Raw genomic sequence first — 17,671 nt, forward strand, 5'->3', positions numbered from 1 at the left:
ATAAAAGAAAAGACCTTCCAAATGATTGAAAGGTCTTATGTATTTCTAAAAGAGAAATTATTTATTATTGAAATCTATATCCTCTCCGGTGTTTAGGTTTTCATTCACATTTTCCTCTTTTTTACCTGGATTTTTCGGTCCGTTCGGTTCTGCTGGTTTTGGATTTTTAATCTCGTCGATTGTTTGTAATCCGCCGTCATCTCCATAACCTGAGCCTAATCCTTTCAGGTTAGAGCATCCGTCTTTCCATTCGGAAGGTTTTACAAACTTATCATCAGGTGAAATTCCTAAACTTTTATCAGCCCAGACTTTTTTCATGAAGATCGCCCAAATCGGAAGTGCCATTTTCGCACCCTGACCTTCACCGGTTCCTAAGAAGTGAGTTGCTCTGTCTTCCCATCCAACCCAGGCTCCAGTTGCCAGTTTTGGTACGATCCCCATAAACCAACCATCAGAGTTATTCTGAGTAGTACCGGTTTTTCCTGCAATTTCTATATCTTTTGAAATTCCTTTTCTTCCTAATTCTCCTGAAGCTGTACCGAATTGTGCAACACCTTTCATTAATTCAATCATGGTGTAAGCGTATAACGGGTTCATTACTTCTTTTGGATTTACGCTTACTTCTTTTATTACTCTTCCGTTTGCATCTTCAATTCTCCAGATCATTTCCGGTTTGTTGTAGTTACCATAGTTGGCAAAAGTACTGTAAGCTCCTACCATTTCGTAGATGGTGATGTCTGAAGAACCTAAAGCCATTGGTAAACTTGTGGAAATATCTTCGGTTACCCCAAGATCTCTTGCTGTTTGTATTACACTTTGTGTTCCTGTCATTTCTGCAAGACGTAAAGCCACAGGGTTTTGTGAATGCGCCAAAGCATCTTTTAAGGTAAGCATTCCGCCTCTTCCCGGAACGTGATAAGTTCCTTTATTAAAGCTAGCATTTGAAACCACAGAACAAGGAGTCATTCCCAGTTTCATAATGGCAGTTGCATATACAAAAGGTTTGAATGTTGAACCAACCTGTCTTTTACCCTGCTTAATGTGGTCATACTGGAAATGTTGCCAATCGATACCTCCAACCCAGGCTTTGATCTCTCCTGATCCCGGTGTAACTGACATTAATCCTGCCTGAGCAACTTTTTTGTGCCATCTGATAGAATCCCATGGAGACATTTCCACTTCTTCCTCTCCAGCCCATGTGAAACGGGATGTTTTAATTGGTTTCTTGAATTCAAGCATAATAGAATCTTCAGAAACTCCTGCGGCTTTCAACTGTTTGTAACGTCCGGTTCTCTTCATTGCCTGAAGCATAACTCCATTGATTTGCTTGTCGTTCAGATAATAGAAAGGCCAGTTTTTTCTTCCTCTCTGCTCTGCATCAAATCTTTTCTGCAGGTCTGTTAAATGTTCTCTGATTGATTCTTCTGCATATTTCTGCATTTTAGAATCAAGAGTTACATATATTTTTAATCCGTCTTTATAAAGGTTTAATTTTTTACCATTCTCTTTCTCGTATTCTGTAAGATACTGATCGATTTCCTTTTTTAAGTAAAACTTATAATAAGCCGAATAATCATCATTAATGCTTTTAATAGGATGATAATCTAAAGTAACCGGAGTACCGGTTGCTTTATCAAAAGTTGCCTGATCGATATAGCCTGTTTTTAACATTTGATCCAATACGACATCCCTTCTGGTTTTTGCTCTTTCGGGGTTTCTCATCGGATTGTTTTTCACGGGGTTTTCCAGCATTGCAACAAACATCGCAGCTTCCGGTAATGTAAGCTCGGACGTTTTTTTATTGAAATAGATTTTTGATGCCATTTCAATTCCGTTTGCATTATATAAAAAGTCAAACTTGTTGAAATATAAAGTAACGATTTCTTCTTTTGTATATCTTTTTTCAAGACTTACGGCAACAACCCATTCTTTCAGCTTTTGAAAAACTGCTTTGACTTTATTATCTGCTCTTTTTCCCGTAAAAAGTAATTTTGCTAACTGTTGGGTAATTGTAGAACCACCACCTCTTCCGCCACCAAAAACCACGGCTCTGGCAACAGATTGTAAATCAATTCCCGAGTGTTCTTTGAAGCGTTCATCCTCTTTTGCCTGTAAAGCATAAATTAAATAAGGAGGAAGGTCTTTATAGATAATAGGCTGAGTTTTTTCTTTCTCAAACTTGCCTAATAGAACACCATCTGAAGAATAGATTTCTGAAGCAACATAAATATCCGGATTTTCAAGTTCTTTTACATCGGGCATTTCTCCAAGAAAACCTTGGGAAACAGCGAAGAAAACTCCTGAAATTCCTAAAACTAAAGCAAAGAATCCGATCCAGATAAATTTAACCCATCTTTTCCAAGCGGTATTTTTCTTTTTGGGAGGAAGCGGGAAGGTTTTCCCTTTATTTCCTGTGTTTTGTTTGTTTACTTCCATTTATGATTACGGTTTAGCCGTTTCTATTTTTACTCCAATGTCTTCAATTCCCGGAAGGATATCATTTCTCATGGCTTGAGTAACGCCAATTTCATATTTCCCTTTAGCCGGAAACTGATAGTTCATTTTGTACTGAAATAAAGTTTCCTTCGTGTCACCAAATCCTGTACCAAGCCATTCTCCGTTTGGTTTTGCCAATACATAGTTCAAGGTATCGGTTTCTTTTTTCTTGCTTTGGAGGTTGGTGAAATTGACAATAAACCTAACATTGCTGTAAGGATAATCGTTGTTATTTCTTACAACAAATATAATATTTTTAGGATTTTGCGGATCTGAAATTTCAAGATTAAATTTTTGTTCACTTTTCTTATTCCATTTATTATCAACGGAATTCATTGTAACTTCTTCTTCTGAGGAAGAATTACAGCTAAAGAAAAGGATAAGAGTCAATAATCCTAAAATTTTATGCATTGTTGTCTTTTTTTGGAGGAAATTTCTTTTTAAATTTTTTCTTATTCGGGGCTGGTTTTTTCTCAACATCAGAACCTGATACAACATCAGCTTTTTCCAATTGAGCTTTTGGCTGTTGAGGCTTTTGCTGTCTTGGCTGGTTGTTAGAATTCGCATTAGGATTTTGTTGTCTTTCCTGCTTTTCCGGTCTTTCGGTTCTCTCAGGACGATCTTGTCTTTCCGGTCTGTTGTTGGGTCTTTTCGAACCTTGATTTTGACCTTGGTTTTGACTGTTCTGATTGCTGTTATTAGGTCTGTTCGAGCTTTTATGCCTGTTATTATTGCTCCTGTTTTTCTTCTCGAATCGGTCAACACTGTTCTCCTGAATAAGATCAATCGTCTGTAACGGTGCTTCAGGTTGTTTCAGGTCTTCAAGAGGCGGAACTCTTTCGCCTTTTTTGTTTTTTGCTATTAATTTTTTAACCAAATCAATATCAAAATCATACCAAGCCATAGAACTGTCTACATAAGCAAACCACATTTTCTTTTTGAAAACGTCGATTTTGATACAAAAAGCTCTTCCTTTTTCCGTATCCAACATGGTTGAAGAAGATGGGAAATTACTTAATGCATCAAGATAACTGTCTAATTCGTAATTAAGACAACATTTAAGCTTACCGCATTGTCCGGCTAATTTTTGAGGATTGATACTCAATTGCTGATATCTGGCAACATTGGTGTTAACAGATCTAAAATCCGTTAACCAGGTAGAACAGCAAAGTTCTCTTCCACAAGATCCGATTCCTCCTACTTTTGCAGCTTCCTGTCGGAAACCGATCTGCTTCATGTCGATTTTCGTTCTGAAAGCTCCGGCATATTCTTTAATCAACATTCTGAAATCTACACGACTATCAGCAGTATAATAAAACGTAACTTTTGAAGCATCACCTTGATACTCAACATCTGTGATCTTCATTTCAAGACCTAATCTGTGAGCTATTTTTCGTGCTTCTATTTTTACATTCTCTTCTTTTTTTCTTACTTCCTGCCAAACTTCAAGATCTTTTTGGTTGGCCTGTCTGTATATTTTAAGTGCTGCTTCTTCAGAAGATTTTTTCTTCTTCATCTGAATTTTCACTAGTTCGCCGGTGAGACTTACCACACCTACATCATGTCCGGGACTTGATTCTACTGTTACTACACTACCTATATGTAACGGGATATTATTTACATTTTTAAAAAACGATTTTCTGTCATTTTTAAATCTAACTTCCACAAAATCACACCTGTTTGGTGAGGGATTGTTGATGTTAGAAAGCCAGTCAAAAACACTTAATTTATAACTATTACCACAGGTATTTACATTTTCACAGCCATTCGCGGTTTTCTTGGGTCCGCAAGAATGTGCAGAATCGCCGGATGTTTTACATCCACAACTCATATATTATATATTTAATCTTGCAAATTTATAATTTTTTATCTTTATGCAATTCTAAAATAATCAAATATTCCGAAACATCATTGTTTAATATCAAACAAGTAATAAGATTGTTAGCTGAAATTCTATTAATACCTTAATAGCTATCTGTTTAAGTCTCTTTTTTGTGAAAGTGTTATTTTAAACATAATTTTCTTTGTTTATATTGTTTAAAATTTTATGATTTATTAACAGGTATAACTAAAATAATTTTATATTTGGGTTATATAATAATGGTCTATGAAAAAAATATTAGTATCAACTGCATTATTGGCAGGTGTTTTATCTTACGCTGGAGGCTTCAGGGTTTCTCTGCAAGGGGTAAAGCAATTGGCAATGGCACATACCAGTGCGCATGCTGAGGATGCAAGTGTGGCATTCTTTAATCCTGCGGGTATGTCATTCATTCCTTCGAAGCTGAGTATTGTTGCAGGAGGATTTGGAGCAAGTAATAAAGTTACTTTTCAGAATCTGAACACATTGAAAAGTACAGAAACTGATAACCCGATGGGAACGCCTATTTATGCGGCAATTGCTTACAGGGCAACTGAAAAATTATCAGTAGGTTTCAGTTTTACAACTCCTTTTGGTAGTACTATTGAATGGCCGAATGATTGGGAAGGAAAAGAGATGGTTCAAAAACTTGAGCTGAAAAGTTTCTACTTCCAGCCGATGGTTTCATATAAATTTAATGATTGGTTGGCTTTCGGGGCAAGCTATATCTATGCACGAGGAAACGTAAATTGGGATAAAGCCGTTACTCAATTCGGAGGGCAGCTTAATCTTGATAGCAAAGCAAGCGGACACGGTTATGGATTTGGATTCTATATGAGACCTGATCCGAAGCTGGATGTAAGTATTGCTTACCGTTCACCGGTTGATATGAAAGCTAAAGATGGAACAGCTACATTCAAATTCCCATCGGCTTCTATTTATCCGTTATTAGGTTTAGATGCGTCAACGGGAACAGACAGTTTTTCAGCGACTTTACCTTTGGTAGAAGAATATACTATAGGTTTAACATATAAGATTACTCCAAAATGGTTGATTTCTGGTGACTTCAACTATCACGGATGGTCTAGATACGGCAAATTGACTTTGGATTTTGCAACTGCTCCTGTTGGAAATCAGGCAGATCCTACGGTTTCTGTTTCTCCTAAAAACTTTAGAAATTCTAAGACTGTAAGATTAGGAACTCAGTATGCATTTACTAATATGATCTACGGACGTCTTGGTGCATATTATGATGAATCTCCTTATTCTGATGACAATTTTATTGCAGAAACTCCTTCATTCAATACTTATGTTGTAACAGGCGGGGTTGGATTTAAGTTAAAACAATTCGGAGTTGACATTGCCGGAGGCTATGCAATGCCACAAGCAAGAAATGTGAGTAATAAAGCTCTTGGCTTTTATGGACAGGCTAAAGCTACAGCGTTCTATCTAGGTTTAGGTTTATCTTATAACCCTTTTTAATTGAAAGACTATGAAAAAAATTATAATTTCTACATTCGCTATTTCCGCACTTCTTTTTACGACGAGTTGCGAGGATGATTTTGATAAAGATGTACAGGATATTGCGGTAACTTCCGGAGAAGCAAATTTTCAAAACTATGTTTCTATAGGAAATTCTTTAACGTCGGGATATAGGGATAACGCTTTGTATATTGACGGGCAGAATGAATCTTATCCAAACATTATTGCAGGACAAATGAAACTTGCGGGGGGAGGAAACTTCGTACAGCCTTTAATGGCAGATAATAATGGAGGGTTAGTGTTATTGGGAACTACTATTCAGGCAACAAAACTTTATATTAAATCATTTACAAACGGTTCTCCGGATATTACAAATGTTGCGGGAACTCCTACTACAAATGTTTTAACTAAAATTACAGGACCTTTGAATAATTTTGGAGTTCCGGGTGCAAAATCATACCATTTAGTAGCTGCAAATTATGGAAACCCTTCTGGGATTTTATTAGGAACGGCAAATCCTTATTATGCGAGATTTTCATCAAGTAATACTTCATCTGTTATAGATGATGTGGTAGCAAAAAGCCCTACATTCTTTTCTTACTGGATCGGGAATAATGATGTTTTAAGTTATGCTACAAGTGGTGGAGCAGGTGTAAATCAAACAGGAAATACAAATGCTGCAACATATGGAGCAAATGATATATCTGATCCTAATGTTGTTGCGGGTGCAATTAAACTGGGTCTTGATAAATTAAAAGCCGGAGGTGCTACAAAAGGAGTTATTGCGAATATTCCTTACGTGACATCTATTCCGTTTTTTACAACGGTGCCTTACAATCCATTAACTCCTGCTGCGTTAGGAGCAAATATAACTACATTAAATACCAATTTGTATGGGCCGTTAAAACAAGCTTTAACAGCTTTCGGAGCTGGAGACAGAATTAATTTACTTTCTTCTACATCTTCAAACCCTGTTTTAATAAAAGATACTTCTTTACCAAACTTATCTGCACAACTTACTGCTGCTCTTACACCTTCATTAGGGCTTCCTACTGCAACAGCTTTCGGACAGATTTTCGGACAGGCAAGACAGACAACAGTAGAAGACTATATTCTTCTTACTTCAAGATCTGTCATTGGAACTACTGTGACAGGAGCTCCTTCACCGGTTAATGTGTACGGAATTTCTTATCCATTGGAGAATCAGCATGTTTTATCAAAAACAGAAGCTGCGGCAGTAAAAACAGCTGTTGATGCTTATAACACGGCAATCAGAGGATTAGCAGATTCTTACGGATTGGCATTTGTAGATGCAAACAATAAAATGATTGATCTTAATTCTCAATCAGGAATTTCTTGGGACGGAGTGAAGTATACTGCAAAATTTGTTACTGGTGGTACTTTCTCTTTAGATGGAGTCCATCTTACAGGTAGAGGATATGCTATCGTTGCCAATGAGTTTATTAAAGCAATTAATAAAAAATACAGATCTACACTTCCACAAGTAGATCCTAATAATTATTCAGGAATAAAATTCCCGTAATATTTATATAAATAAAAACTTAAAAACCACAAGACTAATTCTTGTGGTTTTTTTTTAAATTTGCAAAATCTTTTAAAAAGTAAAAATGGCCGATCAGTTAAGTTATCTATTTAGTACAAGGACGAGTAAGGACTTGGCAGAAAAAATTGCCCAGCATTATGGGAAGGAATTAGGGAAAATCAACTTTCAGGAGTTCAGCGATGGCGAATTCGAGCCGGTTCTTGATGAATCTGTAAGAGGAGGAAGAGTTTTCTTAATCGGATCTACATTTCCCCCTGCAGACAATTTATTAGAGCTTCTTCTAATGATTGATGCAGCGAAAAGAGCATCTGCAAAAAGCATCACCGTTGTACTTCCTTATTTCGGACTTGCAAGACAAGACAGAAAAGACAAGCCAAGAGCGCCAATCGGTGCAAAATTGGTTGCCAATCTTTTGACTGCTGCAGGAGCAACAAGAATTATGACAATGGATCTTCACGCGGATCAAATCCAGGGATTCTTTGAAATTCCGGTAGACCATCTATATGCTTCTACAATTTTTGTAGATTATATAAGAGATCTGAATTTAGAGAATCTTACTATTGCTTCTCCGGATATGGGAGGCGCTAAAAGAGCTAAAAACTATGCAGGTCATCTTGGTGCAGATGTAGTTATTGCTTATAAAGAGAGAAAAAAAGCAAACGTTGTAGAAGAAATGTTCCTTATCGGAGATGTAGTAGGAAAGAATGTTATTCTTATCGATGACATGATCGACACAGCAGGGACACTTTGTAAAGCGGCAGACATCTTAATAGAAAAAGGAGCAAAATCTGTAAGAGCCATGGCAACTCATGGTGTGCTTTCTGGGAAGGCTTACGATAATATTGAGAAGTCAAAATTATTGGAAGTTATTGTAACCGACTCAATTCCTGTGAAAAATAATTTGTCGTCTAAAATAAAAGTGCTATCTTGCGCCCCATTATTTGCAGACGTTATGAAGATGGTTCATGAGCATCAATCAATTAGCAGTAAATTTATTATTTAATTGATTTTTAGTGGTTTGCAAATCAAAAATAAAACAATTTTTTAAATTTTTATAAATGAAATCTATTACAATTCAAGGTACAAAAAGAGAAAGCGTGGGCAAAAAGTCTACAAAAGCTTTACGTGATGCTGAATTAGTTCCTTGTGTTGTTTACGGAGGTGGTGAGCCATTGAACTTCTCTGCAGAAGAGAAAGCATTCAAAGGTTTGGTATATACTCCTGAAGCACACACGGTATCTATTGAAGTTGACGGACAGGTAATTCCTGCTGTTCTTCAGGATATTCAGTTCCACCCGATTACAGACAAAATTCTTCACGCAGACTTCTATCAATTAGCTGACGATAAGCCGGTTATTATGGAGGTTCCTGTAAGAATCACTGGTCGTTCTAAAGGTGTTGTAGCTGGTGGTGTTTTACGTCAGTCTTTCAGAAAATTGAAAGTAAAAGCTATTCCTGCAAACTTACCTGATGAGGTAGTTGTTGATATTACTTCTCTTAAGATTGGTAACAAACTTTATGTAGGTGGTATTAAAGCTGAAGGATATTCTTTCGTTCATCCAGACAATGCAGTTGTTGTAGCTGTTAAGATGTCTAGAAATGCAATGAAAGGAGGAGCGGTAATTGAAGATGATGAGGATGAAGAAGCAGCAGAAGAAGTAAAAGATCAATCTCCACTTGTTCCGACAACTGAAGAAAAATCTTTTGAAGAATAAGAATTCTTTATTTAAAATACATAAAACCTGTCAATTTTGGCAGGTTTTTGTTTTTTAGATTACATCTATAATTACTTTCTTATCATATCCTTTCGGAAAAAAGCCGTAAATTTGAAGTGTTCTAAATAAGAACTTTTAATTTAAAATTTTAATAAATGTTTGACATTCAGGAAATCAGAAGTCAGTTTTCTATATTAGACAGGCAGGTGAACGGTAAACCCTTGGTTTACTTAGATAATGCGGCGACATCTCAAAAACCAAATTCAGTTTTAGAAGTTTGGAATAAATATTATACAGAGCTTAACGCAAACGTACATAGAGGAATTCATACATTAAGTCAGTTGGCTACAGAAGAAATGGAGCTTTCGAGAAGAAAAATCCAGAAATTCATTAATGCTAAACATGATTTTGAAATAATTTTCACGAAAGGAACTACAGAAGGATTGAATCTCATCTCTTATATTTTAACTCAAAAATTAAAAAAAGACGATGAAATTATCATTTCTTATCTGGAGCATCACTCGAATATTGTTCCTTGGCAATTGCTTTGTGACAGAACCGGAGCAAAATTAAGAGTAATTCCAATGGATGAAAACGGAATTCTTCAGCTTGATTATCTGGATGAATTCTTAAGTGAGAAAACAAAGGTTGTTTCTGTTAATCAGGTTTCCAATGCTTTAGGAATTGTAAATCCGATCGAAGAAATTATTGCCAAAACAAGACAAAATTCGGATGCTTATATTGTAATCGACGGTGCACAATCTGCTCCGCACTTTACCATCGACGTTCAGAAAATGGATTGTGATTTCTTCGTTTTCTCGGGACATAAAATGTATGCTCCGATGGGAACAGGTATTTTATACGGCAAACAGGAAATTCTTGAAGATTTACCGCCATTTCATGGTGGAGGAGAGATGATTGCAACTTGTTCTTTTGACGGAACAACGTATGCAGGTCTTCCTTTTAAATTTGAAGCAGGAACTCCGAATGTTGGCGGAAATATTGCATTGGGAGCAGCAGTAGACTTTATCCAGAAAGTAGGGCACGAAAATATTCAGAATCATGAAAATGCTTTGCTGGAATATGCTCAAAGACAGCTTTTAGAACTTGAAGGAATAAAAATTTACGGTGAAAAGGCAGACAGAACGGGAGTTGTTTCCTTCAACTTAGAAGGTGTAGGGATCGCTTCTGATGTAGGAATGATTCTCGATAAATTGGGAGTTGCAGTAAGGACAGGGCATCATTGTACACAGCCTATCATGGATTTTTTTAATATCGCAGGAACTGTGAGAGCAAGTTTTGCTGTTTATAATACTTTCAACGAGATTGATGTATTGGTAGAAGGTGTCAAAAAAGCACAAAAAATGCTAAGCTAAACTAGTTTTAAATACAAATTATAATAAGAGACTCCTAAAAATTAGGGGTCTTTTTAGTTTTATAAATAAGTTTAAATATTAATCTTTTCAACCATAATCAAATTATGTTAAATAATTAATAACTAATTTTACACTACCACTAAAAACTTTACTATGAAACAATTATTAATTCCTTTTTTGTTGGTTTGTGCTTTTAGCAATGCGCAAATATTTTCAGAAAACTTTAACGGAGGATCTTTACCTTCCGGATGGACGACAAATAACCCAGATACTGTTTACAACTGGGGTGTGGGAACTCAAAACGGAGTTGCTTTATTTCCAAGTTCAGCGGCTTTTTTTGACGATGACAATGCAGGACCAGGAAGTGTAAATCACAATGCAAGACTTATTTCGCCTGTGATCAACCTTTCGGCAGCTTCTAATCCTAAATTGTCTTTTAAATATGCCAATATCATCTATGAGCTTAATTCAACCTTGAAAGTTGAGGTTTTTAACGGAACTTCTTGGGTTCAGGTGTTCGCTTTTTCAGGAGATGCAGGAGTTTTTACCATCGATTTGAGTACACTTAACTACATACTTACTACTTATGCAAATGCTACAAATATTGATTTAACACCGTATGCGAATGCCAATTTCCAGCTGAGATTTGTCTATGACGATATGGGAGATTATTCATATACAGCAGTGGTTGATGATATTGCTATTACAGCAGGTACAACTTTGGCGACTTCTGATATTTCGCTTCAGGATAAGGTGGAAGTGTATCCAAATCCTGTAAAAGACAATCTTTACATCAAATCTGATTTAAAATCTGACTCAAAAATTTCTGTAACTGATATGTCCGGAAAATTATTGAAAACTTTCACAGGAAAATCAGATGCTTATAATTTGTCTGACCTTCCGAAAGGAACCTATATGATCTTGATCGATAACGGTAAAGAAACAATCAGGAAAAAAATTATAAAACAATAAAATAATCAAAAGCTTCTGAAAATCAGGAGCTTTTTCGTTTAAATAAAGTGTTTGTTTTTTAATGTAAATTCAATTTTTAATGTTTTTTTGAAAAAAAAATTATTTACTGTGTAACCTTTTCAACTTTTCTTTGTCTTACTAGTAGAAACAAATAATTATGAAGCTTTTGTTCGGAAATAAAAAAGATGATTTGCTAAGCCGCCTGAAAAAACAGGATCCGGCTGCACAGAAAATCTTTTATGATCAGAATGTAAAGAAATTTCTGAGTGTAAGCAGAAGCTATATCAGCGATCTGTACCAGGCGGAAGATTGTCTTATCAAAGCGTTTTGCAAAATTTTTAAAAGTATTGAAAGTTTTCGCGGAGAAGGAAGTTTTGAGGGTTGGGCGAGAAGGATCGTGGTGAATGAATGCCTGAATTTTATTAAAAGTCATAAAACAGTTTTTTATCTGGATGATATCAACCAGTCTTATCTTGAAGAAATTCATGAAGAAGATGTGATTTTTGATTTTAACGCACAGGAACTTCTGGATCAGCTTCCGGACTCGTACAGAATGGTTTTTAACTTATATGTACTTGAAGATTATTCGCATCAGGAAATTGCGGATACACTGCAGATCTCAACGGCTGTGAGCAAAACACAATTATTCAGGGCAAAAGAAAAGATGAGGAAGATTTACTTTCAACAACAAAAAGCACTAAGAAATGAACACTACTAAAAATACGATAGAATATCAGATCAAGAAACAAATTAGCGAAAGGGAAATTGCTCCTTCGAGAGATTTGTGGTCTGAAATTGAGACTCAATCTTGGGATAAGTCTTCAAAGACAAAAATTAATTGGTTTTTGGTTGCGGCTTGCCTGGTTTTAGCATTCAGTTTAGGGGTTGTTTTGGTTTTTAATAAAGAAAATAATGACATTGTAAAACCTAAAATTGCAAAGGCTAACAATCCGAAAACTCAGCAAAATATAAAAACAACAACGGCAAAATCTCCTGTGTTGATCGAACAAAATCAAAAAGAATCTGTAGCAATAGAAAATATTTCTCCTGAGGAAAAAATTGAAACTACAAACTCACCAATCATCGCAGAGAAAAAATTGCCTTTAATGAAAGAAAATGCTTCTGAAATAGCATCTAATATTCCGCAAATTCCAGCAGAAAAGATCATCGCACAAGGAGATTCTGCAAAAAGCCCTGTAAAAAGGAAAAGATATGTAGATCCTTCCACACTGCTTTTTTCTGTTGAACATAAAGATGTCATTGAAAAGACAAAACAAAGTAACGTTGCGACCATCGATCTGAACGGAAAATAATACATTTTTAACAATTAAAACTTAATAATATGATCAAGAAAATTATCCTGATGGGATTCGTATGCCTTTTATCCGGCACTGTTTATTCGCAAAGAAATCTTAATAAACTGAATCTCCAGCCAAAAGAAGACACGGAAGTAAGCCCGATAGTAAAGGAGAAAGTGGATGAGTATGCTAAAAAGATTGATGCAATCATCCAGGAAGAAAAGAAACTAATGGAAGCAGAATTGCTTATTCTTCAGGCAAAAAATCTTGATAAAACCGAATTTGATAAGCAAAAATCAATCATCGCCGATCGGTTTTCGGAAAAAATAGATCAGAGAATCGAAGAATTAGGATTTGATCTTGATACGGTGATTCAAAAACAGGTAAGATATTCACTTCTTAATTCTGATGTGACTTCCAATGAAGAATTAAAAGAGAAGCTTTTGAAGAAATTCAGACCCACTAAAAACTTTGCAGGTTATATTTCATACGGAATTATGAATCTTACAAATAACAAAGCAGATAACAGTCTGGATAAAAATTTAGGATACGCAGGAAATTTTGAATTTGGGTTGAAATTCAATTATCAGTTTGGCAGAACCAGTCCGTGGGGATTAATTTCCGGAATCGGTTTTTCATGGAGAACGTTGAATATTGATAATAATATGTTTTTCATGAAAGATATAAATGCAGATGTTTTTCTGGCAAATTATGACAAGAATTTGAGCAAAAGTAAGCTTAGAACGGGTTATATTATAGTTCCTTTAGGGCTTCAATACAATTTTTCTAAGGTGAAAAATGCAGGAATGGATATTCAGTACAGAGATTATAATAATGGATTTAAGATTGGTGCGAATGTTTACGGAGGCGTAAAAATGGCAACCAATAACATCATAAAAGGAGACGGAATCAGTGATAGAGGAAGAGAAAATTATCAGGTAAATCCTTTTATTTATGGAGGTCAGTTTACGGTTTCTTACGATGATTTCAGCATTTTTGTGAAAAAAGATTTCGGAAATTTTTTTAAAGACAACAAGTTTGAGAATGATAAAGCATTGGTTTTCGGTGTCGCTCTTTGGTGGTAAACACATAATTCATTCATAGATAAATTGATAAAAAAGCGGCGGGAAAAATTTTTCCCGCCGCTTCGTACAATATTTAACTTTTAAATCTAATTTCTTATTTCAGGCTTCCCACCATATCTTCAGGCTTTACCCATTCATCAAATTGTTCAGCGGTTAAAAATCCGAGATTGACAGCTTCTTCTTTCAAAGTTGTACCGTTCTTGTGAGCGGTTTTTGCAATTTTTGCTGCATTTTCGTAACCGATATGAGTGTTCAAAGCTGTTACCAACATCAAAGATTTGTCTACCAATTCTTTAATTCTTTCATTGTTAGGTTCAATTCCAACTGCGCAATGATCATTAAATGAGATACATGCATCAGCAATTAACTGAGCGGATTGCAGGAAATTGTAAGCCATCACCGGTTTGAAAACATTCAGTTCATAATTTCCCTGAGTCCCAGCAAATGAAATTGTTGTATCGTTTCCTAAAACCTGAGCGCAAACCATTGTCAAAGCTTCATTTTGTGTAGGATTTACTTTTCCGGGCATGATGGAAGAACCCGGCTCATTTTCCGGAATATGAATTTCCCCAATCCCAGAACGCGGGCCGGAAGCCAACAATCTGATATCCTGAGCAATTTTATATAGTGAAACGGCTAATTGCTTCAACGCTCCATGTGATTCTACAATGGCATCATGAGCTGCCAAAGCTTCAAATTTATTTTCTGCCGTTACAAAAGGAAGGTTTGTGAATTTTGCAATATATTCCGCAACTTTTACATCGTAACCTTGAGGTGTATTTAATCCTGTTCCAACTGCAGTTCCTCCCAAAGCAAGCTCAGAAAGGTGTGGTAACGTGTTTTTTAATGCTTTAATTCCGTAATTCAACTGAGCAACATATCCTGAAAATTCCTGTCCCAACGTTAATGGTGTAGCATCCATTAAATGAGTTCTTCCGATTTTAACGATATCTTTAAAAGCTTCTGATTTTTCTTTTAATGTATCTCTTAATTTTTCAACAGCAGGAATCGTTGTTTCTACAACCTTTTTATAAGCTGCAATGTGCATTGCCGTTGGATAGGTGTCATTTGAAGATTGAGATTTATTCACATCATCATTCGCATGAATCTCAGATTTATCACCTAAATTTCCACCATTGTTTACATGCGCTTTGTTGGAAATAACTTCATTCACATTCATGTTTGACTGCGTTCCTGAACCTGTCTGCCAGATTACTAAAGGAAATTGATCGTTTAATTTTCCTTCTAAAATTTCTTCGCAAACTTTCGCGATCATATCTCTTTTTTCAGCTGGAAGAACACCTAAATCTGTATTAGTGAAGGCTGCAGCTTTCTTTAAAAATGCAAAAGCTTCAATAATTTCATGAGGCATCGAACCTTCCGGACCAATCTTGAAATTGTTTCTGGAACGTTCTGTCTGTGCACCCCAAAATTTATCTGCAGGAACCTGCACTTCGCCCATAGTGTCTTTTTCTATTCTGTAATTCATTGTGATTGAAATTTTTATTTCTGTTTAGTTTTAATTTTTTACCACAAATTTTAACCGTAATAATTATCCACTCATTTTGTCATTCCGTAGGAATCTCAGCAAAGAATTTAACGTACATAGTTTAGATTCCTACGGAATGACAAGGTGGATGTAAAAAAAATTGTGACTATTTTGTTTAAAATAAGTTCCCATAAAATTACTCAATAATAAAAACTCTCGCAATTTATAATCATTATAAATATCAATCTAAGTCACTGATTTTACTCATGCTTTTTTGTGTAAGCCGTATTTTTGCACCAATAAAAAATTGAAATGGAATTTAGATATCAGGATCCGTATCCGATTCAGAAAGATGATACGGTGTATAAGAAGCTTACATCAGATTATGTAAAAGTTGAAAAATTAGGTGAGAGAGAAATTTTAACCATCGACCCGAAAGGTCTTGAGTTATTGGCTGAAGAAGCGATGGCAGATGTTTCTTTTATGCTTCGTTCGTCTCACTTAGAAAGTTTGAAAAGAATTATCGATGATCCTGAAGCTACAGATAATGACAGATTCGTTGCCTATAATTTATTACAAAATGCTGCGGTTGCTGTGGAAGGGGCTTTGCCTTCTTGCCAGGATACAGGAACGGCGATCGTGATGGGTAAAAAAGGCGAAAATGTTTACACGGGGGTTGATGATGGTGAATATTTAAGCAAAGGAATCTACAATACCTACCAAAAAAGAAACTTAAGATATTCTCAGGTTGTGCCTTTAACGATGTTTGATGAGAAAAATTCTGGTTCAAATCTTCCGGCACAGATTGATATTTATGCTAAAAAAGGAGATTATTACGAATTTTTATTTTTAACGAAAGGAGGCGGTTCTGCCAACAAAACATTCCTTTATCAAAAAACTAAATCTTTACTAAACGAAAAATCTCTTGAAGCATTTGTAAAAGAGAGAATTTCAGATTTGGGAACGGCTGCTTGTCCGCCTTATCACTTAGCTTTGGTTATTGGAGGAACTTCTGCTGAAGCCAATTTGGCTGCAGTAAAAAAAGCATCTGCAAAATATTACGACAATCTTCCGACAGAAGGAAATGAAGGGGGGCAGGCTTTCAGAGATCTTGAATGGGAAGCAAAAGTTCAGAAAATCTGCCAGGAAAGTGCAATCGGAGCTCAGTTTGGCGGGAAATATTTAACACACGATGTTAGAGTAATCAGACTTCCTCGTCATGCTGCTTCTTGCCCTGTTGGAATGGGAGTTTCCTGTTCGGCAGACAGAAATATTAAAGGTAAAATTACAAAAGAAGGTATTTTTCTAGAGCAGTTGGAACAAGATCCGAAAAGATTTTTACCGGCAACTCCGCCACATTTGGAAGAAGCAGTTGAAATTGATCTGAATAAACCAATGCCTGAAATTTTAGCAGAGCTTTCAAAATATCCGATCAAAACAAGATTAAAATTAAACGGAACATTGATCGTTGCAAGAGATATTGCTCACGCAAAGATCAAAGAATTATTAGATTCGGGGAAACCAATGCCTGAATATTTCAAAAATCACCCGATTTATTATGCAGGACCGGCAAAAACTCCGGAAGGAATGGCTTCAGGAAGTTTCGGGCCAACGACTGCAGGAAGAATGGATGTGTATGTTGATGAATTCCAAAGCCACGGCGGAAGTATGGTGATGCTGGCAAAAGGAAACAGAACAGCTGATGTTACCAACGCATGTCATAAATACGGTGGATTCTACATTGGTTCAATCGGAGGTCCGGCTGCAATTTTAGCAAAGGATAATATTTTGTCGGTTGAGGTGGTAGATTTTCCGGAGTTAGGAATGGAAGCGGTAAGAAAAATAGAGGTAAAAGATTTCCCTGCATTTATCATTACGGATGATAAAGGAAACGATTTCTTCGCCAATCTTGCGCATTAATTAGTTTAAAATTAAAATAAATAATAAAAATAGGAGGTATATCTTTTGTGTACCAAAATAAAAAGTCCTATTTTTGCCTAAAATCTTTAAGAAATGATAACGATTTTATCAGCATTTTGGCCGTTTTACCAGTTCCTTTGGACAATTTTCTTCGTAACAATGTTCCTGGTAGGATTCTGGTGTATTTTTATGTTCTTCGGTTTTGTTATCCCATTGTGGTTAACTGAGGGATTGAAAGAATATTTCGGAAAAATAAAACCTTTTGATCCTGAAGATATCAGAAGAAAAGAAATGAATGAGCAGGAAGGAGTAGAGGTAATCTACAGCAGCCCTAAAGGTAACGGTCCTTTTTTACACGATAGTCACGGACATCATTAATTGATTGTCATTGCTTTTTCACCTGAATTCTGAAA

15 protein-coding genes are annotated in these 17,671 nt (G+C 35.8%); 11 read left to right on the plus strand and 4 right to left on the minus strand.

Annotated features, from left to right (window positions below; translation table 11 throughout):
• Positions 1-57 precede the first annotated feature (57 nt).
• From ABD745_RS18535 to ABD745_RS18545, 3 genes are read right to left on the minus strand one after another with little or no spacing between them, the layout of a single operon-like run.
• The gene (locus ABD745_RS18535) at positions 58-2,436 is read right to left on the minus strand and encodes a transglycosylase domain-containing protein (protein WP_344833615.1); all 2,379 of its coding nucleotides are present in this window, start codon (positions 2,434-2,436) and stop codon (positions 58-60) included.
• Between the two features lie 6 nt (positions 2,437-2,442).
• The gene (locus ABD745_RS18540; RefSeq protein WP_344833618.1) at positions 2,443-2,907 is read right to left on the minus strand and encodes a gliding motility lipoprotein GldH; all 465 of its coding nucleotides are present in this window, start codon (positions 2,905-2,907) and stop codon (positions 2,443-2,445) included.
• Positions 2,900-4,327, minus strand: a complete 1,428-nt coding sequence (locus ABD745_RS18545) for a PSP1 domain-containing protein (RefSeq protein WP_344833620.1) — start codon at positions 4,325-4,327, stop codon at positions 2,900-2,902. Before ABD745_RS18545 ends, ABD745_RS18540 begins: the two co-directional genes overlap by 8 nt.
• Before the next feature lie 276 nt (positions 4,328-4,603).
• On the opposite strand from ABD745_RS18545, the gene ABD745_RS18550 reads away from it, so the two are divergent.
• From ABD745_RS18550 to ABD745_RS18590, 9 genes are all read left to right on the plus strand, one after another.
• On the plus strand, positions 4,604-5,839 hold the full coding sequence (locus ABD745_RS18550; protein WP_344833623.1) for an OmpP1/FadL family transporter: 1,236 nt from the start codon (positions 4,604-4,606) through the stop codon (positions 5,837-5,839).
• A gap of 10 nt (positions 5,840-5,849) precedes the next feature.
• Entirely contained in the window at positions 5,850-7,382 is a 1,533-nt protein-coding gene (locus tag ABD745_RS18555; RefSeq protein WP_344833625.1) for a G-D-S-L family lipolytic protein, read from the plus strand.
• Between the two features lie 85 nt (positions 7,383-7,467).
• Positions 7,468-8,406, plus strand: coding sequence for a ribose-phosphate pyrophosphokinase (locus ABD745_RS18560; protein ID WP_344833628.1), 939 nt, complete (start codon positions 7,468-7,470; stop codon positions 8,404-8,406).
• A 55-nt stretch (positions 8,407-8,461) separates the two neighbouring features.
• The gene (locus tag ABD745_RS18565; RefSeq protein ID WP_052185945.1) at positions 8,462-9,118 is read left to right on the plus strand and encodes a 50S ribosomal protein L25/general stress protein Ctc; all 657 of its coding nucleotides are present in this window, start codon (positions 8,462-8,464) and stop codon (positions 9,116-9,118) included.
• Between the two features lie 155 nt (positions 9,119-9,273).
• Positions 9,274-10,494 carry a cysteine desulfurase gene (locus ABD745_RS18570; RefSeq protein ID WP_344833631.1) on the plus strand — a complete coding sequence of 407 codons (1,221 nt, stop codon included), beginning with the start codon at positions 9,274-9,276 and terminating at the stop codon, positions 10,492-10,494.
• Between the two features lie 153 nt (positions 10,495-10,647).
• The gene (locus ABD745_RS18575) at positions 10,648-11,466 is read left to right on the plus strand and encodes a T9SS-dependent choice-of-anchor J family protein (protein ID WP_344833633.1); all 819 of its coding nucleotides are present in this window, start codon (positions 10,648-10,650) and stop codon (positions 11,464-11,466) included.
• 157 nt (positions 11,467-11,623) lie between these two features.
• Entirely contained in the window at positions 11,624-12,184 is a 561-nt protein-coding gene (locus ABD745_RS18580) for an RNA polymerase sigma factor (RefSeq protein WP_344833635.1), read from the plus strand.
• Positions 12,171-12,779 carry a hypothetical protein gene (locus tag ABD745_RS18585; protein ID WP_344833637.1) on the plus strand — a complete coding sequence of 203 codons (609 nt, stop codon included), beginning with the start codon at positions 12,171-12,173 and terminating at the stop codon, positions 12,777-12,779. Before ABD745_RS18580 ends, ABD745_RS18585 begins: the two co-directional genes overlap by 14 nt.
• A gap of 29 nt (positions 12,780-12,808) precedes the next feature.
• On the plus strand, positions 12,809-13,849 hold the full coding sequence (locus ABD745_RS18590) for an outer membrane beta-barrel protein (protein ID WP_344833639.1): 1,041 nt from the start codon (positions 12,809-12,811) through the stop codon (positions 13,847-13,849).
• 94 nt (positions 13,850-13,943) lie between these two features.
• Here the strand turns inward: ABD745_RS18590 and fumC are convergent, their stop codons facing one another.
• Positions 13,944-15,338, minus strand: a complete 1,395-nt coding sequence (fumC, locus tag ABD745_RS18595; RefSeq protein ID WP_344833642.1) for a class II fumarate hydratase — start codon at positions 15,336-15,338, stop codon at positions 13,944-13,946.
• Between the two features lie 312 nt (positions 15,339-15,650).
• Here fumC and ABD745_RS18600 point away from each other — a divergent pair, with 312 nt between their 5' ends.
• Positions 15,651-17,258: a fumarate hydratase gene (locus tag ABD745_RS18600; RefSeq protein ID WP_344833645.1), complete on the plus strand. Its 1,608-nt coding sequence runs from the start codon at positions 15,651-15,653 to the stop codon at positions 17,256-17,258.
• Positions 17,259-17,351: 93 nt separating this feature from the next.
• Positions 17,352-17,636 carry a hypothetical protein gene (locus ABD745_RS18605; protein WP_344833648.1) on the plus strand — a complete coding sequence of 95 codons (285 nt, stop codon included), beginning with the start codon at positions 17,352-17,354 and terminating at the stop codon, positions 17,634-17,636.
• Positions 17,637-17,671: the final 35 nt, after the last annotated feature.

Origin of the sequence: Chryseobacterium ginsenosidimutans, assembly GCF_039536845.1 — a bacterium.
Classification (GTDB): Bacteria; Bacteroidota; Bacteroidia; order Flavobacteriales; family Weeksellaceae; genus Chryseobacterium; species Chryseobacterium ginsenosidimutans_B.